Source organism: Methylobacterium sp. HJ2, assembly GCF_056431005.1.
On record NZ_JBWJYM010000002.1, the window covers coordinates 86,602 to 107,994 of the forward strand.

20 protein-coding genes are annotated in these 21,393 nt (G+C 72.2%); 9 read left to right on the top strand and 11 right to left on the bottom strand.

Annotation, left to right across the window (positions count from 1 at the left end; all coding sequences use genetic code 11):
- Window positions 1–41: 41 nt before the first annotated feature.
- From ACS5RC_RS05020 to ACS5RC_RS05030, 3 genes are all read left to right on the top strand, one after another.
- Window positions 42–377, top strand: coding sequence for a hypothetical protein (locus ACS5RC_RS05020; protein ID WP_478342737.1), 336 nt, complete (start codon window positions 42–44; stop codon window positions 375–377).
- A complete protein-coding gene (locus ACS5RC_RS05025; RefSeq protein ID WP_478342738.1) occupies window positions 374–529 on the top strand; it encodes a hypothetical protein in 156 nt (51 codons plus the stop codon). Before ACS5RC_RS05020 ends, ACS5RC_RS05025 begins: the two co-directional genes overlap by 4 nt.
- A 131-nt stretch (window positions 530–660) precedes the next feature.
- Window positions 661–1,416: an outer membrane protein gene (locus tag ACS5RC_RS05030; RefSeq protein ID WP_478342739.1), complete on the top strand. Its 756-nt coding sequence runs from the start codon at window positions 661–663 to the stop codon at window positions 1,414–1,416.
- Window positions 1,417–1,469: 53 nt separating this feature from the next.
- On the opposite strand, the gene paoC is transcribed toward ACS5RC_RS05030, so the two are convergent.
- From paoC to paoA, 3 genes are read right to left on the bottom strand one after another with little or no spacing between them, the layout of a single operon-like run.
- Window positions 1,470–3,689 (bottom strand): aldehyde oxidoreductase molybdenum-binding subunit PaoC, encoded by a 2,220-nt coding sequence (gene paoC, locus ACS5RC_RS05035; RefSeq protein WP_478342740.1) that lies wholly within the window; start codon window positions 3,687–3,689, stop codon window positions 1,470–1,472.
- 3 nt (window positions 3,690–3,692) lie between these two features.
- A complete protein-coding gene (locus ACS5RC_RS05040; protein WP_478342741.1) occupies window positions 3,693–4,643 on the bottom strand; it encodes an FAD binding domain-containing protein in 951 nt (316 codons plus the stop codon).
- Window positions 4,640–5,224 (bottom strand): aldehyde dehydrogenase iron-sulfur subunit PaoA, encoded by a 585-nt coding sequence (gene paoA, locus ACS5RC_RS05045; RefSeq protein ID WP_478342742.1) that lies wholly within the window; start codon window positions 5,222–5,224, stop codon window positions 4,640–4,642. The genes ACS5RC_RS05040 and paoA overlap by 4 nt, the downstream gene beginning before the upstream one ends.
- 530 nt (window positions 5,225–5,754) lie before the next feature.
- On the opposite strand from paoA, the gene ACS5RC_RS05050 reads away from it, so the two are divergent.
- Complete coding sequence (locus ACS5RC_RS05050) at window positions 5,755–6,135, top strand: hypothetical protein (RefSeq protein WP_478342743.1); 381 nt, start codon at window positions 5,755–5,757, stop codon at window positions 6,133–6,135.
- Between the two features lie 74 nt (window positions 6,136–6,209).
- Here ACS5RC_RS05050 and grpE read toward each other — a convergent pair whose 3' ends face one another.
- Together grpE and ACS5RC_RS05060 are read right to left on the bottom strand one after the other, a co-directional pair.
- Window positions 6,210–6,836, bottom strand: coding sequence for a nucleotide exchange factor GrpE (gene grpE / locus ACS5RC_RS05055; RefSeq protein ID WP_478342744.1), 627 nt, complete (start codon window positions 6,834–6,836; stop codon window positions 6,210–6,212).
- A gap of 74 nt (window positions 6,837–6,910) precedes the next feature.
- Window positions 6,911–9,703, bottom strand: a complete 2,793-nt coding sequence (locus ACS5RC_RS05060; RefSeq protein ID WP_478342745.1) for a [protein-PII] uridylyltransferase — start codon at window positions 9,701–9,703, stop codon at window positions 6,911–6,913.
- A 311-nt stretch (window positions 9,704–10,014) separates the two neighbouring features.
- Between ACS5RC_RS05060 and ACS5RC_RS05065 the strand changes: the two genes are divergently transcribed.
- Entirely contained in the window at window positions 10,015–10,998 is a 984-nt protein-coding gene (locus tag ACS5RC_RS05065) for an aliphatic sulfonate ABC transporter substrate-binding protein (RefSeq protein WP_478342746.1), read from the top strand.
- A 24-nt stretch (window positions 10,999–11,022) separates the two neighbouring features.
- Window positions 11,023–11,832: an ABC transporter permease gene (locus ACS5RC_RS05070; protein WP_478342747.1), complete on the top strand. Its 810-nt coding sequence runs from the start codon at window positions 11,023–11,025 to the stop codon at window positions 11,830–11,832.
- Between the two features lie 24 nt (window positions 11,833–11,856).
- Here the strand turns inward: ACS5RC_RS05070 and ACS5RC_RS05075 are convergent, their stop codons facing one another.
- Both ACS5RC_RS05075 and ACS5RC_RS05080 read right to left on the bottom strand, forming a co-directional pair.
- Window positions 11,857–12,039, bottom strand: coding sequence for a hypothetical protein (locus ACS5RC_RS05075; RefSeq protein WP_478342748.1), 183 nt, complete (start codon window positions 12,037–12,039; stop codon window positions 11,857–11,859).
- Between the two features lie 361 nt (window positions 12,040–12,400).
- A complete protein-coding gene (locus ACS5RC_RS05080; protein WP_478342749.1) occupies window positions 12,401–12,691 on the bottom strand; it encodes a hypothetical protein in 291 nt (96 codons plus the stop codon).
- Between the two features lie 212 nt (window positions 12,692–12,903).
- Between ACS5RC_RS05080 and ACS5RC_RS05085 the strand changes: the two genes are divergently transcribed.
- Both ACS5RC_RS05085 and ACS5RC_RS05090 read left to right on the top strand, forming a co-directional pair.
- The gene (locus ACS5RC_RS05085) at window positions 12,904–13,683 is read left to right on the top strand and encodes an ABC transporter ATP-binding protein (RefSeq protein ID WP_478342750.1); all 780 of its coding nucleotides are present in this window, start codon (window positions 12,904–12,906) and stop codon (window positions 13,681–13,683) included.
- A gap of 283 nt (window positions 13,684–13,966) precedes the next feature.
- Entirely contained in the window at window positions 13,967–15,490 is a 1,524-nt protein-coding gene (locus tag ACS5RC_RS05090; RefSeq protein WP_478342751.1) for a sensor domain-containing diguanylate cyclase, read from the top strand.
- 16 nt (window positions 15,491–15,506) lie between these two features.
- Here the strand turns inward: ACS5RC_RS05090 and ACS5RC_RS05095 are convergent, their stop codons facing one another.
- From ACS5RC_RS05095 to ACS5RC_RS05105, 3 genes are read right to left on the bottom strand one after another with little or no spacing between them, the layout of a single operon-like run.
- Window positions 15,507–16,400, bottom strand: coding sequence for a ketopantoate reductase family protein (locus ACS5RC_RS05095; RefSeq protein ID WP_478343414.1), 894 nt, complete (start codon window positions 16,398–16,400; stop codon window positions 15,507–15,509).
- A 26-nt stretch (window positions 16,401–16,426) separates the two neighbouring features.
- Window positions 16,427–17,446 (bottom strand): alpha/beta fold hydrolase, encoded by a 1,020-nt coding sequence (locus ACS5RC_RS05100; RefSeq protein ID WP_478342752.1) that lies wholly within the window; start codon window positions 17,444–17,446, stop codon window positions 16,427–16,429.
- 50 nt (window positions 17,447–17,496) lie between these two features.
- Complete coding sequence (locus tag ACS5RC_RS05105; RefSeq protein ID WP_478343415.1) at window positions 17,497–19,116, bottom strand: gamma-glutamyltransferase family protein; 1,620 nt, start codon at window positions 19,114–19,116, stop codon at window positions 17,497–17,499.
- Between the two features lie 176 nt (window positions 19,117–19,292).
- Here ACS5RC_RS05105 and ACS5RC_RS05110 point away from each other — a divergent pair, with 176 nt between their 5' ends.
- Entirely contained in the window at window positions 19,293–19,805 is a 513-nt protein-coding gene (locus ACS5RC_RS05110; protein ID WP_478342753.1) for an OsmC family protein, read from the top strand.
- Window positions 19,806–20,205: 400 nt separating this feature from the next.
- Here ACS5RC_RS05110 and ACS5RC_RS05115 read toward each other — a convergent pair whose 3' ends face one another.
- Window positions 20,206–21,387 (bottom strand): ABC transporter permease, encoded by a 1,182-nt coding sequence (locus ACS5RC_RS05115; protein WP_478343416.1) that lies wholly within the window; start codon window positions 21,385–21,387, stop codon window positions 20,206–20,208.
- Between the last annotated feature and the right edge of the window lie 6 nt (window positions 21,388–21,393).

Sequence of the window (21,393 nt, forward strand, 5' to 3'; positions counted from 1 at the left end):
GTCAAGTTTCCCACGAACTCAATGCAGAGAGGCGGACAGCGATGGCCGAACCCCGACCGATCCCCCAGCCGGCGTCGCTGCGTCCCGCGATCCTGCCGCCGCTGCGCCTCGTTCCCGCGATGCCAGGCCGCCCTCTCCCCGCCTTCGATCATGTGCGGCTCGGACGACTCGTCCTGTGCCTGGCCGCGCTCGCTCTGCCCGCCCTCGGGATCGCCGCCGCGGACACGGTCCACCGCGTCGGCGCGCCCGGGACGCGGCAGGCCGCCGCCCTGTCCCTCCCCTCGATCAGGGCGGCGGCACCCCTCGGCGACGTCAGCGGCACCGCTCCGGTGCGGGCGGCGTCGCTTCTGCCCGGCGCGGCGGGTGAGCGGCCATGACCGCGCTCGCCGCCGACCGTCCCGCTCCGCGTCGGACCGCTCCGCCCCGGGCCGCCCCGCGCGAGACCTGCGGCGGTGCCCAGGTGATCGACTTCGCGATCTGCCTGATCCTCGCCGTGACCGTGGTGGGCCTCCTGATGCTGGCCCTCTGATCCGGCGTCCCGAGACCGGCTTCCCGACACCGGCTTTTCTGCCCCCGCGCCATCCCGCCCCGATCCGAACCGCCGCGGCGCGTCGCGCCCGGCGCCGGGTGCGGCACGCGCCCGACACACGCGAGACATCCATGCTCAGACCCCTTCCGACCGTCCTCCTCGGGCTCGCCGCCCTGGGGGCCGTCGCCCCGTCCGCCGTCCTCTCCACAGCCCAGGCCGCCGACCTGCCGCGGCGCGCGCCTCCGCCGGTCCTGCCCAGCCTTCCGGTCTTCACCTGGACGGGGTTCTACGCGGGCGTGAACGCCGGCTACGCCTTCGGAGCGGGCGGTAGCGGCTTCACCGATCCGACCTACGGCGCGGTGACGGGGGGCGGCCGCGGTGGCGGCTTCGCCGGTGGCGGACAGATCGGCTACAATTACCAGTTCACGCCGGGCTCCGGCGTCGTGGTGGGCGTCGAGGCCGATATCCAGGGCACGGCCTTCGCCAAGGCCGACGCGGCCTATCTCGGCACGACGCCCTATTACAGCCTGCGCCCGAGCCTCGACTATTTCGGCACGGTGCGCGGCCGGGTCGGCTACGCCTTCGACCGGGTGTTGATCTACGGCACGGGCGGCTTCGCCTACGGCGACGGCGCCCGCAGCGCCTCTGCGGCCTCCTACACCGGCACCCTGCCGGACACCTTCCGCACCGGCTACGCGGCCGGCGCCGGCATCGAGTACGCCTTCACCGAGAAGCTCTCGGCCAAGATCGAGGCGCTCTACGTCAACCTGCGCCAGGGCTCGCGCACGACCACCGTCTACGATGCCGGCGTTCCGGCCTATTACGGCACCGGCCGCAGCGACGGCGTCTTCGGCCTCGTGCGGGCCGGCCTGAACTACCGGTTCTGAACGGCGGAGCCCGCCTCCCGCAGAGGGACGGCGGGCGCCGCGCTCCTGCCCGCTCAGGCCGCGTCGGGCATGCGGTCGAGGAGCTTGTCGAGGGTGATCGGATAGTCCCGCACGCGGATGCCCGTGGCGTTGTAGACGGCGTTGGCCACCGCCGCGCCGACGCCGCAGATGCCGAGCTCGCCTACGCCCTTGGCCTTCATCGGCGAGGACATCGGGTCGACCTCGTCGAGGAAGATCACCTCCTGGTGCGGGATGTCGGCGTGGACCGGCACCTCGTAGCCGGCCAGATCGTGGTTGGCGAAGAAGCCGCGCTTGGCGTCGACCGCGAGCTCCTCCATCAGCGCCGCGCCCGTGCCCATCACCATGCCGCCGATGACCTGGCTGCGGGCCGATTTAGGGTTGAGGATGCGCCCGGCCGCGCAGACCGCCAGCATGCGCCGGACCCGGATCTCGGCGGTGTCGACATCGACGCCGACCTCGACGAAATGGGCGCCGAAGGTCGATTGCTGCTGCGTCTTCGAGAATTTGCCGAACTCGATCTTGTCCTCGGCCGACAGCGCGCCGTCCGTTGCGGCCTCGGCGAGGGCGACGGCGCGGTTGCCGGAGCGCACCTGGCCGCCCTCGAAGACCGCGTCGGTGGCATTGAAGCCGAGGCGCTGCGCCACGGTCTCACGCAGCTTCACGCAGGCCGCGTAGACGCCCGCCGTCGAGGAATTGGCGCCGAACTGCCCGCCCGAACCCGCCGAGACCGGGAAGTCGGAATCGCCGAGGCGCACCACGACCGTGTCGAGGGGCACACCCATCATCTCGGCGGCGGTCTGGGCGATGATGGTGTAGCTGCCGGTGCCGATATCGGTCATGTCGGTCTCGACCGTGACGGTGCCGGTCGGGTCGAGCCGGACACGCGCCCCGGAGGTCATCACCATGTTGTTGCGGAAGGCCGCCGCCATGCCGGTGCCGACGAGCCATTGCCCGTCCCGGACTTGGCCGGGCTTCGGGTTGCGCCGGCTCCAGCCGAAGCGCTCCGCGCCGAGCCTCAGGCAGCCGACGAGGTCGCGCTGGGAGAAGCGCCGGCCCGGCGTGTTCGGATCGACCTGGGTGTCGTTGCGGATGCGGAACTCCACCGGGTCGAGGCCGAGCTTCTCCGCCATCTCGTCCATGGCGACCTCGAGCACCATCAGGCCCGGCGCCTCGCCGGGCGCCCGCATGGCGTTGGCCTCCGGCAGGTCGAGATGGGCGAGCTTCATCGCGGTCAGGCGGTTCGCGCCCGCGTAGAGGAGCTTGGTCTGGTTCACCGCCGTCTCGGGATCGCCGTCCGGCAGGTTCCCCGAGATGCTCTCGTGGGCGATGGCCGTGATCGTCCCGTCCCGCGTGGCACCGATACGCACGCGCTGGATCGTGGCGGCCCGGTGGGTGGTGTTGTTGGCGATCAGGGGCCGGGTCAGGGCCACCTTGACCGGGCGCTTGGCCGCCTTGGCGGCGAGCGCGGCCAGCACCGCGTCGGCGCGGACGAACAGCTTGCCCCCGAACCCGCCCCCGACATAGGGCGAATCGAGACGGACCTTGTCCTTGGGCAGCCCGAGGATCTTGGCGAGGCTGCCGTGCCCCCAGCCGATCATCTGGTTCGAGGTCCAGAGGGTAACCCTGTCGCCGTCCCAGGCCGCGAGCGTCGCGTGCGGCTCCATCATGGCGTGGCTTTCGTCGGCGGTGGTGTAGCGCGCGTCGAGCTGGACGGGCGCCTCGGCGAAGGCGCCCTCGAAATCGCCGACGCGCTCCTCGCCGTTGCCGCCGCTGCCCTCGCCGCTGTCGGCCGGGACCGGCTCGGCCGCTCCCGCCTCGGCCGAGAGGTCGAATCGGCCGGGTTCCGGCGCGTAGTCGACCCGGACGAGGAAAGCCGCGGCCCGGGCCTGCTCGAAGGTCTCGGCCACCACGACGGCGATGGCCTGATGGTAGTGCTGGATCTCGTCACCGCCGAACAGGTAGGCGACGTTCATCGTGCCGCGCGCGAGCCGGGGCGTCTCGAGGGTGGTGACGATGGCGATCACGCCGGGCGCCCGCTCGGCCTCCGCGCGGTGGATGGCGCGGACGCGGCCCTTGGGGATGGTGGCGCCGAGCACGTAGCCGTAGGCCTGGTTCGCCGCCACGTCGTGGCGCTCGTAGGCGTAGGGCGCCGTGCCGGTGGTCTTGTACTTGCCGTCGATGCGGTCGGTGGCCCGGCCCACGACCGTGAGGCGGTCGATCGGGTTCTGGCCGGCGGGGGTGTCGAACTTCATGGCTCAGGCCCTCGCTTGGGTGAGCGCCGCGGACAGGGTCCGCTCGGCGAGCGTCAGCTTGTAGGCGTTGTCGCGGGTGGGCCGGGCCCCGTCGAAGACCTGCTCGGTCACCGCGCGGGCGCCCTTGGGCAGGTCGGCCTCCGCGGCCTCGACCCGCCAGGGCTTGTGCGCCACCCCGCCGAAGGCGACCCGCCCGGTGCCGTCCCGGCCGATGATCGCGGCCACCGAGACCAGGGCGTAGGCGTAGGAGGCCCGGTCGCGGACCTTGCGGTAGATGTGCGTGCCGGCCACGGGCGCGGGCAGCGTCACCCCGGTGATAAGGGCGCCGGGCGCGAGATTCGTGTCCTGGTCCGGCCGGTCGCCCGGCAGGCGGTGGAATTCCGCGATCGGGATGGTGCGTGCGGTCCCCTCCGCGTCGACCGTCTCGACGCTGGCGTCGAGGACGCGCATCGCCACCGCCATGTCGCCCGGATGGGTGGCGATGCAGGCCTCGCTGCCGCCGATCACCGCGAGCTGGCGCGAGACGCCGTCCAGGGCCGAGCAGCCCGAGCCGGGCCGGCGTTTGTTGCAGGCCTGCGCGGTGTCGTAGAAATACGGGCAGCGGGTGCGCTGCAGGAGGTTTCCGGCGGTCGTCGCCTTGTTGCGCAGCTGCCCCGACGCACCGGCCAGAAGCGCACGCGCGAGCACGCCGTAATCCTTCCGCACGCGCGGGTCGGCGGCGAGGTCGGTGTTGCGCACCAGCGCGCCGATGCGCAGACCGCCCTCCGGTGTCTCCTTGATCCGGTCGAGCCCCAGGCCGTTCACGTCGACGAGGTGGGCCGGCGTCTCGATCTGCAGCTTCATCAGGTCGAGAAGGTTCGTGCCCCCGGCGATGAACTTGGCGTTCGGCTTCGCTGAGACGGCCGCGGCGGCTTCCGCGGGCGTGCTCGGGCGCTCGTAGGTGAAGGACTTCATGCCTGCCTCCCGGCGACCTCGGTCATCGCCTCGACGATGTTGGAATAGGCGCCGCAGCGGCAGATGTTGCCGCTCATGCGCTCGCGGATCTCGGCCTCCGTCACCGCCACGGGCGCGGTCAGGTCGACGGTGACGTGGCTCGGAATGCCGGCCTCGATCTCGGCGAGCACCGCGACGCCCGAGCAGATCTGGCCCGGCGTGCAATAGCCGCACTGGTAGCCGTCGTGGGCGATGAAGGCGGCCTGCATCGGGTGCAGGTCGTCCGGCTGCCCGAGCCCCTCGATCGTGGTGATCTCGGCGCCCTGGTGCATGATCGCGAGCGTCAGGCAGGCGTTGATGCGCCGCCCGTCCACGATCATCGTGCAGGCGCCGCACTGACCGTGGTCGCAGCCCTTCTTGGAGCCGGTCAGGTGCAGGTGCTCGCGCGCCGCGTCGAGCAGGCTGGTTCGGGTGTCGAGGTCGAGGGTGCGCCGCGTCCCGTTCACCGTGAAGGTGACGCTCGCCAGCACCGGCCCGTCGGGCCCGGCAGCGGCGGCCGAGGGCGCGGGCGCCACGGTCGAGGCTGCGTTAGCTCCCACCATCAGGTCTCTCCGGTTCGCTTCGTGGTTGTGTGTGCGGCGAGGATCGTCGGCGCGTCCCGGTTCGTCCGGCGAACCGGCCGCGGGATGGCCGGCAGGGCCGGCGCACCGAACGCGGGACGCCCCGGGCAACACGCTCACCCTGGATAAGCTCCAAGGTACGGCGCGAGGCCGCGACGGGAAGGGGTGGGGGCCGAACGACGCGCCGCCCGGTTCGCAGGGATTCTCGCCGCTCAGCCGGTCGGAAGAGATCGGTGCGCAGCCGCGGCGCACCCGCGCCCGGGACCGGACAGACCGCACGCGGCATGTGCGCCACCGCACCGGACGCCGGGCGCCAGTCTTCGTACGATCGGCATCAGAATTCGAGGGCTGCGCGGCCGGCTCTCGACTGCTCTGCGCGATCGAGGCAAGCACCGGCGCCGCGCGCGTCGCCGCGAATCGTGTCGTTACACCGGTCGCCGGGCCGTTGTCCGGGAGACCGCTCGACCCATCTGCCGCCGCAAGGGGGTACTCAACCCGATAGGATCCGCCTCGTGACTGCTACGACCACCTCCCGCCTGCGGACGCTCGTCCTCGGCGTCGCGCTCGGCATCCTGGCCGGCCAGCCGGCCCGGGCGCAGGAGCTTCCGCGGATCGACCCGGCGCACGGCGCCCTGCTGATCCACGGCAATTTCTGCGGGCCCGGCAACCGCGGACCGGGCCATCCGCCCATCGACGCGCTCGATCTCGCCTGCGCCCATCACGACGCCTGCACGCCCGCACTCGCCTCCGGGCACCTGCCGCGCTGCGCCTGCAACGACCGCCTCCACGTCGAGGCGGGGCTCGTCGCGCAGGATCCGGCCACGCCGGTCTCGGTGCGCGACACCGCGCGGTTCATCTCGGACGGCGCCCTGGCGCTGCCCTGCGATCCCTGACGACACGCGAACGGCCCGGCGCGGATATCCCCGCGCCGGGCCGTTCGCCGTCGGCCTGCCGCGTGCGTTCAGGGTCAGGCGGCGTCGGCCGGGCCGGCCGCCTTCGGTCCGCCCTTGGCGACGCCGACGAGGGCCGGGCGCAGCACCCGGTCGCCGATGACGTAGCCGGACTGCACCACCTGCACGACGGTGCCGGCGGCCACCTCGGGGTTGGGCACCTCGAACATCGCCTGATGACGGTTCGGGTCGAAGCGCTGGCCTTCCGGCTGGACGAGCTTCACGCCATGGCGCTCCAGGGTCTTGGCGAGGTCGCGCTCGGTCAGTTCGATGCCCTCGATCAGACCCTTCAGCGCGCCCTCGGCGCCCGCGCGCGCCTCGGCGGGGACGCTCTCCAGCGCCCGGCGCACGTTGTCGGCGACGTTGAGGACGTCGCGGGCGAAGTTCGTCACGGCGTAGGTGCGGGCGTCGGCGACCTCGCGCTCGGTCCGGCGGCGCAGGTTCTCCATCTCGGCCAGCGTCCGGAGCGTGCGGTCCTTGAACTCGTCGCGCTCGGCCGTCAGCGCCGCGAGGGCGGCGGCGTGCGCCTCGGTCGGGTCGGCCCCGTTCTCGGCCTGCGGGGCCTGCACCGGCGCGGCGGCGTCCGCGGCGGCCTCGGTCCCGTTCGGGCGCGGGTCGTCGTGCTGCATGTCGTTGCTCGTCATGGCGTTTCGGTCACAGGGTGATGCCGGGATCGCCGCTGATATCAGGCGGCGCGTCCGCGAAATCAACCCGCCAGTCAGGCCTCGCGCGGGGGCGGGGCGGCGACGAGCGCCTCCAGGCCCTCCGCCTTCAGCGCCGCCACGTCGCCCGCGAAGATCTCCATCACCGCCGCGCGGATCGAGGCGAGGCGGTCGGGCTGCGTCACCCGGGTGCCCGTGAGGTCGGTCACGTAGAACACGTCCACCGCGCGCTCGCCGAAGGTCGCCACGTGGGCCGAGGTGATGTTGAGGGAGAGCCGGCTGAAGGCGGTGGTCAGCTCGTAGAGCAGGCCGGGCCGGTCGAGGCCGGTGACCTCGACCACGGTCTCGCGGCTCGACAGGGCGTTGTCGATCGCCATGTCGGGGGGCACCAGGAAGGTCTTGGCGCGCGGGCTCGCCGGCGGGTGCTTGTCGGCCACGAGGTCGGCGATGCGGATCTCGCCCTTGAGCGCCCGCTCGATGGCCGCGGTGATGCGCCGGCCCCGGCGCAGCTCGTCCTCGTCGCGCTCGAAGGCGCGGGAGATGAAGATCGAATCGAGGGCGAAGCCGTCCGAGGTGGTGAAGATCTGCGCGTCGACGATGTTGCCGCCCGCCGCCGCGCAGGCCCCGGTGATGATCGCGAGCAGCCGCGGGTGGTCGGGGGAGTAGACCGTGATCTCGGTGACGCCGCGCACCGGGTCGGTCTCGACCGCGGTGGCGCTGGTCCGGCCCGATTCGACGATGCCGCGGATGAAGCCCGCGTCCTTGAACTGGCGGGTGCCCTCGACCTTCAGCCAGTAGGCCTGGCTGTGCCGGGCCGCGTAGGCATCGAACTCGTCCGAGCCCCAGTCGGGCAGCTTCTCGCGCAGGGCGATCTGGATGAGGCGCACCCGGTCGGTGCGGGCGATCTCCGAGTGACCGCCGGAGAGCAGCACCTCGGTCTCGTCGTAGAGGGTGCGGATCAGGGTGCCCTTCCAGGCGGTCCAGACGCCGGGCCCCACGGCGGTGATGTCGGCCACGGTCAGCACGGCCAGGAGCTTCAGGCGCTCCAGGCTCTGCACCATGCCGGCGAAGCGCTCGATGGTCTTGGGATCGGAGAGGTCGCGGCTCTGGGCCGTCATCGACATCAGCAGATGGTGCTCCACCAGCCAGGCCACCGTCTCGGTCTCGGCCTGGGAGAGGCCGAAGCGCGGGCAGAGCTTCTGGGCGATCGCGGCGCCGAGGATCGAGTGGTCCTCCGGCCGGCCCTTGGCGATGTCGTGCAGCAGGATCGCCACGTAGAGCGCCCGGCGGTTGTTGATGGTGTGGATCACCCGCGAGACCAGCGGGTACATCTCCTCGACCCGGCCGGACTCGATCGCCGAGAGCACGCCGACGGTGCGCAGCAGGTGCTCGTCCACCGTGAAGTGGTGGTACATGTTGAACTGCATCATCGCCACGATGCGCCCGAAATCCGGGATGAAGCGGCCGAGCACGCCCGCCTCGTTCATCTGGCGCAGCACCAGCTCGGGCGAGTTCTTCGAGGTGAGGATGTCGAGGAACAGCCGGTTCGCCTCCGGGTCGGAGCGCAGGGTCTGGCCGATCAGGCGCAGCGAGCGGTTGGCGAGGCGCTTGGCGTCCGGGTGGATCGGCAGGTTGTGCCGGTCGGCGAGCCAGAACAGCCGCAGCATGTTGACCGGGTCGCGCTCGAAGGCGTCCTCGGCGCGCAGGTTGACGCGGCCGTGGTCGATCCAGAAATCCTCGGCCTCGATCGCGGTGGCGCGGAAGCGGTCGCGGAAGCGGCCGATCCAGCGGTCGAGCACCGGCGTGCGCTTGGCGTGGCGCGCCTCCAGCTCCGCGCAGACGATGGCGGTGAGGTCGCCGACATCCTTGGCCACCCGGAAATAGGCCTTCATGAAGCGCTCGACGCCCGAGAGCCCGCCGCGCGGCCCGTAGCGCAGCCGCTCGGCGATGCGGGGCTGCAGCCCGAACGAGAGCCGCTCCTCGGGCCGCCCGGTGACGAAGTGCATGTGGCAGCGCACCCGCCACAGGAACTCGTCGCAGCGCTCGAACAGCTTGTACTCGTCGGCGGTGAACAGGCCGGCCGGGACGAGCTCGCTCTGGTCGCGCACCCGGTAGGTGTACTTGGCGATCCAGAACAGGGTGTTGAGGTCGCGCAGGCCCCCCTTGCCGTCCTTCACGTTCGGCTCGACGAGGTAGCGCGAGGAACCGGCCTTCGAGACGCGCCCGTCGCGCTCGCGCAGCTTCGCCTCCACGAACTCGTGCGCCGTGCCGATGACGAGCTCCGCGTCGAAGCGCGTCACCAGCTCCTCGAACAGCACGCGCGAGCCGAACAGGAAACGGGCCTCGAGCAGCGCCGTGCGGATCGTCATGTCGGCGCGGGCCTCGCGCAGGCACTCCTCCACCGAGCGCGTGGCGTGGCCGACCTTCAGCTTGAGGTCCCACAGCACGTAGAGCATCGCCTCGACGACGCTCTCCGACCACGCCGTCTGCTTGTAGGGCAGCAGGAACAGCAGATCGATGTCCGAGCCCGGCGCCATCGTGCCCCGGCCGTAGCCGCCGGTGGCCACCACGGCGAGCTGCTCGCCCGTCGTCGGGTTGTCGTTCGGATAGAGCCGCCAGACCACCGCGTCGTGGATGGCGCGCACCACCGCGTCGGTGAGGCGCGACAGCGACTGCGCGCAGCGCAGCCCGTCGCGGTCCTTGAGGAGCTGCGCCTCGGCCGCCTCGTGCCCGCGGGCGATCACCGTCTTCAGCGCCGGCACCAGGGCGGCGCGGAGCTTGGTCGGTTCCCGCGCCTCGCGGTCGAGAGTCTCCAGAACCTGATCGAGAGCGGCGACGGCGTCGAACATGGAAACCCGTTGATGCACCGCGCGCCGCTCGGGGGGAAGCCCGCGCCGACGGTGCTACGCATCAGGGCCCGGCACCCGGCGGGGGCCGGCCTGACCGGCAAGCTCTAGCATGATCCGCGCGCCCCGCCAGCGGCGGGACGCCGCGTCGGATCATCGGCGGGGGATCACCTGCCCGACCCGTCCTTTAACGCGGACTATCGTTTGACATAACGAACGCAGCCGCTTAGCTCGACGCGCCCGCAACGCACGGGCGAAGAGGCCCCGACGCCGACCGCGTCCGGGGCCCGCGTCGAACCCGGAGGAGTTCACCGATGCGTCTGGATCGCCGTGCCCTGATCGGGGCCGCCTGCTCCGCCCTCGCACTGATCGCGCCCGCCCTCGTCGGACCCGCGCGGGCCCAACCCGTGAGGGAAATCCGCCTCGATTGGGCGACCTACAACCCGGTGGGCCTGCTGCTCAAGGAGAAGGGCTTCCTGGAGGAAGCGCTGAAGCCGCAGGGCATCACGGTGCGCTGGGTGCAGTCGCTCGGCTCCAACAAGGCGCTGGAATTCCTCAACGCGGGCGCGATCGATTTCGGCTCGGCGGCGGGCGCGGCCGCCCTCGTCGCGCGCATCAACGGCAACCCGATCAAGGCGGTCTACGCCTTCTCGCGGCCGGAATGGACGGCGCTCGTCACCCGCAAGGACACCGGCATCACCAAGCCCGCCGATCTCAAGGGCCGGCGCGTGGCGGTGACGCGCGGCACCGATCCGCACATCTTCCTGATCCGCGCGCTCCAGGCCGCGGGCCTCACCGAGAAGGACGCCAAGCTCGTCCTGCTCCAGCACCCGGACGGGCGCACCGCCCTCGACCGCGGCGACGTCGACGCCTGGGCGGGTCTCGATCCGATGATGGCGGCGGCCGAGATCGAGAACGGCGACGTGCTGGTCTATCGCGATCCGGCGGCCAACACCTGGGGCCTGCTCGACGTGCGCGAGGCCTTCGCCAAGGAGCATCCCGAGCTCGTCCGCACGGTGATCGCCGCCTACGAGCAGGCGCGGGCCTACGCGCTGGCCAACCCGCAGGCGCTCACGGCCGCGCTGGTGGCCGCGACGAAGCTGCCCGAGCCGGTGATCGCCCGCCAGATCGAGCGCACCGACCTGACGCAGCCGGCGATCGGCCCGGCGCAGGCGGAGTCGATCCGGGCCGCCGGCCTCGCCCTGCAGCAGGCCGGGGTGATCGCGGCCGGCACCGATATCGGGGCGGCCGTGGACGGTCTCCTCGACCCGGCCTTCAACCCGCCCGCCGGGCGCTGACGGACCTTGGACGCCGCGCATCCGATGCGCCCGAGCCGGTCGGCGCAGAACCTCCGCGGCGCGGCGCGGAACCTCCGCCGCGCCGCGCTGGGCCTCGTCCTGCCCCTGGGCCTCGCCCTCGGCTGGGAGATCGCCGTCGGCACCGGGCTCGCCTCGGGGCGGCTGCTGCCGCCGCCGAGCCGGGTCGGCGCGGCGCTGGCGGGCCTCGCCGCCTCGGGCGACCTTCGGCTCCATGTCGCGGCGACGCTCGCGCGCGTCGGGATCGGCTTCCTGTTCGGGGCGGGAGCCGGCATCGTGATCGGGGCGCTGGTGGCGACGCTTCCGCGCCTGCGCTGGCTGCTCGACCCGGGGTTGCAGGCGCTGCGCGCGGTGCCCTCGCTGGCCTGGGTGCCGCTCTTCATCCTGTGGTTCGGCATCCTGGAGACGCCCAAGATCGCGCTGATCGCGGTCGGCGTGTTCTTCCCGGTCTATGTCGGCGTGGCCGGGGCGATCGCGTCCGTCGACCGCAAGCTCGTCGAGGTGGGGCGGATCTTCCGGCTGTCGCGCTTCGCCCTGGTGCGCCGGATCCTCCTGCCGGCCGTCCTGCCCGAGACGCTGACGGCGCTTAGGACCGGGCTCGGCCTGGGGTTCCTGTTCGTGGTGGCTGCGGAGCTGATGGGCGCGTCCGAGGGTCTCGGCTACCTCCTGGTCGACGGGCAGCAATTCGGCAAACCCGACCAGATCCTGGCGGCGATCATCGCCTTCGCGGTGGTGGGAAAGCTCGCCGACACGGTTCTCATGCTGCTGACAGGCCCGCTGGTGCGCTGGCAGGACCGGGTGCGCGAGAGCCTGTGAGGGCCGGGCACAGCGGCCCCGAACTTACTCGACGCGCGCGGAATCCTGAGCCGTCTCGGCCGTCTTCGTGCCGGCCTCTCGCTCGCGCGCGCGCTTGGCCGGCGCCTCGACCGGCGGAAACAGCTTGGCCAGCCCGCAGGCGACGCCGAATAGGATCGGGTTTCGGCCCGGGCCTGAATGCGGAGGATGGAGATCGTTTTTTAACATCGGGGGTTTTCCGGTCCGCACACGGCGGCTTTCACGGGTCGCCGATACCGGCTTCGTGTGTGAATAGCTGGGGTCAATGCGCAGCCGACTACTTCGTTGCGCCGCGGCGACCGAATTTCGGAGGCTCCGCGGTGCGTGGGTCGGCGGCGAACATTGCGAGGGCCGCGCCGGAACGGGCACCCGCCCTGCAGAGCTACCGCACCGGCACCGCTCCCGATCCGTGTCGGGACGTGTTTTCACCGGACGTGCTTCCGCGGGACGTGTTTTCCTTGGCCGTGCCAGCCCGATTGCATCGGGTCGGGTACGGCTCTGGTCCGCGGCCGATCTCGACGAATCCGCATCCGCGGCGTCGGAAGGCGCCCTAGCCGCGACGGCGCAGGACGATCCCGCGCGCGGGCGCGGCGGGCCGCAGCGGGCAGGCGGCGGGCTGCACCGTCATCACGACGGAACTCGGGCAGGCGGACCGGCAGAACTGGGCGGCCTCGATCTGGTCGCGACCGCAGCCCTCGGCGAAGCAGAACTGACCGAGATCCTCGCAGGTCGCCAGGAAGCCCCGGGGCGGATCGGCCGGGGCCGGGTCGCCCAGGTCGGCGGCGGCGGCGCCCGTCGCCACGATCGCGGCGAGGATCGCGGCCAAGCCTGCGGACAGCATCGCGGCCAGCCGGGGCCGGGCGGACGGTCCGGCGGAACCGCCGCGCAGGGAGGATCCGGGGACGGGCGATCGGCGCGCGGGAACAGGGCGGACCATGGCGGGGCGCTCCTCGGGCCCGGAGCGCGGGCCGGACGGATCCGTAGCATTGGCGCCGCCGCTCCGCCGTGCCATTCCGGCGACAGGCGTGCCGATCCGCGCCCCGGGGTTCCAGCGTGCTGAGCATCGACACTCTCTCGAAGACCTACGCCGACGGCACCGAGGCGCTGCGCGGCATCGACCTCGACGTGCCGGCGGGCGAGATCGTGGCCCTGATCGGCGGCTCGGGCTGCGGAAAGACCACCCTGCTGCGGCTGGTGGCGGGCCTCGACCGGGCGAGCGCGGGCCAGGTCCGCCTCGACGGCGAGACCATCGCGGCGCCCCACCCGGGCGTCGGGCTGGTGTTCCAGGAGCCGCGGCTGCTGCCCTGGCTCGACGTCGCCGGCAATGTCGGGTTCGGGCTCTCCGGCCTGCCCCGCGCCGAGCGCGCCGCGCGCGTCGCCCACGCCCTCGAGCGGGTCGGGCTCGCCGAACAGGCCCGGCGCTGGCCGCGCGAACTCTCGGGCGGCCAGCAGCAGCGCGTGGCCATCGCCCGCGCGTTCGTGGCCGGCCCGCGGGTGCTGCTCCTCGACGAGCCGTTCTCGGCCCTCGACGCCTTCACCCGCAAGGACCTGCACGGCCATCTCCTCGCGCTCTGGGAGGAGACGCGCCCGACCATCCTCATCGTGACCCACGATGTCGGCGAGGCGGTGGCGCTGGCCGACCGGGCGGTGGTGATGCGGCCCCGGCCGGGACGCCTCGACGAGACCGTCGTCCTCCGGCTTGCCCGCCCGCGCGATCCGGCTTCCGCCCAGAGCGAGGCGGCCGTGCGCAGCATCCTGGCCGCCCTCGACCGCTCGCTGCGGCCGCAGCCGGCCCGCTCCGCCGCGGCGCCGGAGGGCGCGAATTGGTGGTAGGGCGCCGGCGGCCCGGCACGACGTTCCGGCTCGGCGCGAACCGGGATGCGGCGGCGCGCTCTGCAATCGTCCGCCCCCCTTTCAGCGCGCGAAAACTGGGTATCAGGCCCGTCGAGTTCCCACATCCGCCGATCACAAGTTGCATTCTTTTTATTCCCAATCTAAATTATGCACATCCTCATTCATCGATCTCGGTCGAAGACTATAGGCAAAGTCAATATTTAATTAGGCGTTTGGCGCTAGCAAATGGCCAGATGAGGGGTGAGAGCAGGGCGCGATGATCATGCCGAGCCGTTTCAGCGGCCGCTTCCCGCTTCTCCGGCTCTGGATCGCTCTCGGCATCCTGGCACCGATCGGGATGCTGGCGGTCTCCGGCCTGATGCTGCTCGATCTCCGGCGCGAGGCCTGGGACCGGACGGAGCAGACCTCGCGCAACCTGCTGCTGATGATCGAGCGCGACGTTCAGCGCAGCATCGAGCTGATGGATCTCTCCCTGCAATCGATGACCGGCGGCATCGAGATCGCGGGCGGAGCCGACGCGAATCCCGTCCCGCGCCAGTTCGCCATGTTCAACCAGGTCGCGGCCCTGTCGGAGATGAGCAACATGCTGGTGCTCGACGCGGCGGGCGACCTGATCTTCGACGCGCGCGGGACCGCGCCGCACACGCTGAACTTCGCCGACCGGGACTACTTCGCGGTCCACAAGGCGCGGGCCGGTCTCGGCCTATATGTCAGCGGGCCGTTCGTGGCCCGCATGACCGGGGCCGACATGGTCGCGATCAGCCGGCGCGTCGATCGCCCCGACGGCACCTTCGCGGGCGTGGTGGCGGGCACGCTGCGGCTGGCCTTCTTCGACACCCTGCTCGACCGGATCGGCCTCGGCCAGGGCGGCGCGGTCAACCTTCTGCGGCTCGACGGGACGCAGATCGTGCGGCACCCGTTCGTGCGCGCGGAGATCGGCGTCGATCTCTCCGAGAGCCCCGCCTTCAAGCGCTTCCTGAGCACCCGCGAGGGCAGCTTCGTCGGCCCCTCGTTCCGCGCGGCGGAGGAGCCCCGATACTACGTCTTCCGTCGCGTCGGCACCCTGCCGCTGGTCCTCACCATCGCGATCGACGCCGGCGCGATCGAGGACGCGTGGCGCGCCAAGGCGATCGGGATCTCGATGACGGTCCTCGCCCTGTGCCTGCTCACCGTGATTCTGGCGCTCCTGTTCGGGCGCGAGCTGCGCCGGCGCGCCGCGGCCGAGGCCGAGCTGTCGCGGCTCTCCCTGACCGACGGGCTGACGGGGCTGCCCAACCGCCGCAGCTTCGACCGGACCCTGGCACAGGCCTGGGAGCGAGCCGAGCTGGCACGGCGACCGCTCGCCCTGCTCCTGATCGACGCCGACCACTTCAAGCGCATCAACGACGTCCACGGCCACGCGGTGGGCGATGCGGTGCTCCGGGAGATCGGCCGCTGCCTCGCGGCCAGCATCCGCCATCCGGCCGACGGCATCGCCCGGATCGGCGGCGAGGAGTTCGCCGTCGTGCTGCCCGACACCGACGCGGCGGGGGCCAAGCGCGTGGCGACGCGGATTCACGCCGAGATCGCCGGGCTCGCCATCCGCGAGGCCGGGATCGGCGCCGGGTCGATCACCGTCAGCATCGGGCTCGCGACGAGCGAGCGCGGCGCCGCGGGCGCGCTCGACCTCTACCGCCTCGCCGATGCGGGCCTCTACGAGGCCAAGGCCGCGGGCCGGAACCGCACGCGGTCCCACAGCGGGGCGGGCGATCCGGTGCCGCGCCCGCGCCTCGTCGGGACGGCCTGAGGGACGGCTCCGGCGTTCAGGCCGGGCCCGCCTCGGCGAGCCCCACCAGGGTGTGGAGCAGGCGGTTGACCGGCACCGGCACGCCGAGCGCCGCGCCGCGGCGGACGACGTAGCCGTTGAGATGGTCGATCTCGCTCGCCCGCCCGCGGGCGAGGTCCTGCGCGGTCGAGGAGAATTGCCCCGGCATCGCCTCGGCCAGCGCCAGCACCGCCGCCTCCATGTCGTCGGGCAGGGCGATCCCGTCGGCCCGCGCCACCGCCCGGCACTCGGCCACCACGTCGCCCATCGCGGCGACGACACCCGGGGCGCGCACGAGGGCGCCGTAGGGGCGCCGCGCCAGCGCCGAGAGGGCGTTGTAGGCGCAGTTCAGCACGAGCTTGCGCCAGAGCGCGGCCTTGATGTCGGGGCAGATCACGGTCGGCACCCCGGCGGCCGTGAAGGCCCGCGCGATCCCGGCGCTGTCCGGCCCGTCGCCGAGGGTGAGGTCGCCGCGACCGTGGTGGCGCACATGGCCCGGCCCCGCCATCTCGGCCGCGACGTAGACGGCCGCCGGGATCACCGCCCGGCCGAGCAGCGCGGCGAGTCGGTCGGCGTTGTCGACGCCGTTCTGCAGGCTGAGGATCGCCGCGCCGGGGGCGAGATGGGGCGCCATCGCCCGGCCGGCCGCCTCGGTGTCGCCCGCCTTGACGCAGACGAGCACCGCGTCGGCCCCCGCCACGCCCGCCGCCTCGACGGTGGCGTGGACGGGCACCGCGACCCGGCCCGCCGCGGTCTCGAGCACGAGCCCCCGCGCCGCCATCGTGTCGACATGCGCGGGCCGGCCGATCAGCGTCACGCGCATCCCGGCCTGGGCGAGCCGCGCGCCGTAGTAGCAGCCGACCGCGCCCGCTCCCATGACGGCGATCCGCATCGGATCCTCGGCTTCCGGCGCCATTCTCAGGGCTCGGCCAGCCCGGCGAGCAGCGCCCGGTGGAACGCCTCCGGGTCGGCGATCTGCGGAGCGTGGCCGAGTTCGGGGAATTCCACCAGCTTCGCGCCGGGGATCGCCTGCGCGGCGGCCCGGCCGAGTTCGGGATAGCGCCCCAGGGCGGCCCGCGCCTCGGGCGGCGCCTGATCCTTGCCGATCGCGGTGATGTCCTTCTGGCCGATCAGCAGGAGCGTCGGCACCCGGATGTCGGGGAAGCGGTGCACCACGGGCTGGGTCAGGATCATGTCGTAGAGGAGCGCCGAATCCCAGGCGACGGCCTCCTTGCCGGGCCCGTCGTTGAGGCCGGCGAGCATCTGGACCCAGGGCTCGTAGCGCGCCTCCCAGTGGCCGGCATAATAGGTCGCCTGCTCGTAGGCGCGGATGCCGGCGGCGGAGGTCTTCAGCTCGCGGGCGTACCATTGCTCGATCGGGATCGGCGGCACGCCCTTGGCGCTCCAATCCTCCAGCCCGATCGGGTTGACCATCACGAGCTGCGCCACGTCCCGGGGGTAGAGCAGCGCGTAATGGGCCGCCAGCATCCCCCCGGTGGAGTGGCCGACGACGACCGGGCGCTCGATCCCGAGCTTGGCCAGGAGGTCGTGGGTGTTCTGGGCGAGCTGGCGGAAGCTGAACTGGTAGGCGGCGGGCTTCGAGGACTTGCAGAAGCCGATCTGGTCGGGCGCGACCACGCGGTAGCCGGCTCCCGTCAGGGCCCGGATCGTCTCCGCCCAGGTCGCGGCACAGAAGTTCTTGCCGTGCAGGAGCACGGCGGTCCGGCCGTTCGGACGCTCCGGCCGCACGTCGAGATAGGCCATCTGCAGGGGCTGGCGCTGCGAGATGAAGGCGTAGCGGGCGACCGGATAGGGATAGTCGAAGCCCTCGAGCTCCGGCCCGTAGGCGGGCGCGGGCTCGGCGGCGGCCGGGCCGCCGAGCCCGAGCGCCGCAGTGAGGAGCGCGAGCGCCGCGGCGGAGAAGGATCGTCTCTGCATGGGCATGATCGGTGTCGAGCGGGGGGCAGGATGAGCGGGCGACGGGGCGCCTACCACACGGCGGCCTGCCCGTCCCGGCGCGGGTCGCTCGCGGCGACATAGCCCTCGACGCCCGGGTCGCCCATCCGCCAGATGAACTGGCCGGCGCCGAAATCCTGGTAGCTGTCCTCGATCACGTCGACCGTGTGGCCGCGCTCGACGAGCCCCTGGAGGGTCGCGGCCGGCATCGTGCTCTCGGCGTTGATCTCCAGCCCGGCGTTGAAGCGCCAGCGCGGCGCGTCGCAGGCGGCCTGCGGGTTCTGGCCGTGGTCGATCATCCGGACCAGCGTCTGCAGGTGGCCCTGCGGCTGCATGTTGCCGCCCATCACCCCGAAGCTCATCACCGGGGCGCCTCCCTGCGTGAGGAAGCCCGGGATGATCGTGTGGAACGGGCGCTTGCCCGGCGCCACGACGTTGGGGCTCGCCGGGTCGAGCACGAAGCCGTAGCCGCGGTTCTGCAGCGAGAGGCCCCATTCGGGCACCACGACGCCGGAGCCGAAGCCCATGAAGTTCGACTGGATGAAGCTCACCATCATGCCGGATTCGTCGGCCGCGGTGAGGTAGATGGTGCCGCCGCGGACCGGGTTGCCGGCCCCGAAGACCTGGGCCCGGCGCGGGTCGATCAGCTTCGCCCGCTCCGCGAGGTAGGCCGGGTCGAGCATCTCTGCGGGGGTGACGCGCATGGTGCGGGAATCGGCGACGTAGCGGTAGGTGTCGGCGAAGGCGAGCTTCATCGCCTCGATCTGGAGGTGCTGCGCCTCCGCCCCGTCCACCGGCAGCCCGGCGAGATCGAAGCGCTCCAGAATGCCCAGCGCGATCTGCGCGGCGATGCCCTGCCCGTTCGGCGGGATCTCGTGCAGGGTGTAGCCGCGATAGTCCTTGGCGATCGGGCTCACCCATTCGGGCCGGAACGCGGCCATGTCGGCCACCGTCATGGCGCCGCCATGCGCGGCGGCGTGGCGCGCGACCGCCTCGGCGATCTCGCCCTCGTAGAAGGCCCGGCCCTTGGTGGCGCCGATCGCCCGGAGCGCCCGGGCGATGCCCGGCAGCGTCACCCGCTCGCCCACATGCGGGGCGCGGCCGTAGGGCAGGAAGGTCTCGGCGAAACCCGGCTGGCCGGCGAGATCCGCGACGCGGGCGGCGGCGGCCCATTTCTGCTGCACCACGATCGGCGCGAGGTAGCCGCGCTCGGCGATCTCGATGGCGGGCTCCAGCAGGTCGCCGAAGGGCAGCCGCCCGAAGCGCTCGGAGAGCGCCACCCAGGCGGCGACCGCACCCGGCACCGTCACCGAATCCCAGCCGCGCATCGGCGGGCGCTCGGCCGCGCCGTATTTCCGCTGGAAGTACTCGGGCGTCCAGGCGGCGGGCGCCCCGCCCGAGGCGTTCAGCCCGTGGAGTTCCTTGCCGTCCCACAGGATGCAGAAGGCGTCCGAGCCGAGGCCGTTGCTGCAGGGCTCGGTGATGGTCTTGACCGCGGCGGTGGCGATCGCCGCGTCGACGGCGTTGCCGCCGCGCCAGATCATGCGGATGCCCGCCTGGGCGGCCAGCGCGTGCGAGGTCGAGACCACGTTGCGGCCGAACATCGGCATGCGCACGGTGGGGTAGCCGGCTGTCCAGTCGAAGGGCTTCATGGCGCGCTCCCGTCGTTCGAAGGTCCGGCCCGCCATCGGGCGTCTCCCGCGGGTCTGCAACGCGGGGCGCCCCGGCGCAAGACCGGTGGCATCCAGTATGCCCGGGGCGTTTCCACTCCGTCCGAAAATGCTCTAACCGCAGGCCCCGGGAGACAACCCAAGAAGGACACATGACGATGGACGCCACCGCCCTGCGCGCGCTTCAGGCCCCGCTGAAGGACCAGTACCGCGCGAGTCCCGACGCCGCCGTGATCACCCTGAAGGCCCAGGGCTCGCTCGACGACACCAGCATCGCCTGCAAGGTCGAGACCGGCCGCGCGCTCGCGGTGGCGGGCCTGCACCCGGCGACCGGCGGCTCGGGCGCGGAACTCTGCTCGGGCGACATGCTGCTCGAGGCGCTCGTCGCCTGCGCGGGCGTGACCCTGAAGGCGGTCGCGACGGCCCTGGAGATTCCGCTGCGGGCGGGCCACGTCCGGGCCGAGGGCGATCTCGACTTCCGCGGCACCCTCGGGGTCGACAAGGAGGCGCCGGTGGGCTTCCGGGCGATCCGCCTCGCCTTCGACCTCGACACCGACGCGCCCCAGGAGAAGCTCGACCAGCTCCTCAAGCTGACGGAGCGCTACTGCGTGGTGTTCCAGACCCTGAACCACAAGCCGGACCTCGCGGTGACGGCCAACCGGGGGGCTTGAGGGGCCTCCTCCACCTGTCGCGTTCGCGCAAGGTGGATGAAGCCCGCGTGGTGCCTTCTCCCTCTGCGGGCCATGATGTTCACACATCTCGGATGGCCCCCGCGCGATCCCCCTCCCCCCTCTGCGGGGGAGGGTGCCGAACGGAGTGAGGCGGGAGAGGGGAATCGCGCTTCCGGACGAGGCCCGGCGTCGATGCCGAGCGCGGTCCCGAATCGTCGCTCCCCTCACCCGACGCCCTTTGGGCATCTCCCTCTCCCGCAGAGGGGAGAGGGAGATGTCGAGCCGCTGCAACCGATGCGTGAGTCCGGTAGCCTCTGCGGGGGGAGGAAAGAACCCGCGCCCGGCAGGCCGCGCTTGCGTGAGGGCGGACGATATCCCCATCCGCGGGAGAGCCGCGCTCTCAGGTGAACGTCTTCCGCGGGTCGAAAGCGTCCCGCACCGCCTCGCCCGCGAAGACCAGCAGGCTCAGCATCGCGGCGATGACGAAGAAGGCGGTGAGCCCGAGCCAGAGGGCGTTGAGGTTGTCCTTGCCCTGCGCGAGCAGCTCGCCGAGCGAGGGCGAGCCGGGGGGCAGGCCGAAGCCGAGGAAATCGAGGGAGGTCAGCGTGGTGATCGAGCCGTTCAGGATGAACGGCAGGAAGGTCAGCGTCGCCACCATGGCGTTCGGCAGCAGGTGCACCGCCATGATGCGCAGGTTCGAGAGCCCGAGCGCGCGGGCGGCGCGCACGTACTCGAAGTTGCGCGCGCGCAGGAACTCTGCCCGGACCACGCTGACGAGGGCCACCCACGAGAACAGCAGCATGATGCCGAGCAGCACGAAGAAGCCCGGCGCGATGAAGGCCGAGATGATGATGATGAGGTAGAGGGTCGGGATCCCGCCCCAGACCTCGATGAAGCGCTGGAACGACAGGTCGACCCAGCCGCCGAAATAGCCCTGCACGGCCCCCGCGATCACCCCGATCACCGAGGAGACCGCGGCCAGGATCAGCCCGAACAGCACCGAGATGCGGAAGCCGTAGATCACCCGCGCCAGCACGTCGCGGGTGGTGTTGTCGGTGCCGAGCCAGTGCCAGGGAATGTCGCGGCAGCCCGTCCCGCCCACCGCCTCGGCGGCGGCGCGGCACTGCGCGTCGTCGAGCGTCCAGGTCGGCGGCGAGGGCGAGGGCGTCGGCAGGTCGCGGTTGATGGTGTCGTAGGAGAACGGGATCGGCGGCCAGATCGCCCAGCCGTTCGCCGCGATCTCCTTGGCGATGTCGGGGGTGCGGTAGTCGGTCTGGGCGAGGAAGCCCCCGAACTTCTCCTCGGGGTAATCCACCAGCACCGGCACCAGCCACTCGCCCTTGTAGGAGACGAGGATCGGCCGGTCGTTGGCGATGAACTCGGCGAACAGGCTGACGACGAAGAGCGCGACGAAGATCAGGAAGGACCAGTAGCCGAGGCGGTTCGCCCGGAAGTTGCGCAGCCGGCGCCGGTTCAGCGGCGACAGGCCGCGCCGGACCGGCGCGCCGGAGAGCGCGGTCGCCGCGACGGGATCGTCCGTCGAGCCGTCGATGGGGCTGTCGGCTGCGGGCCGGAGCGGCATCGGCTG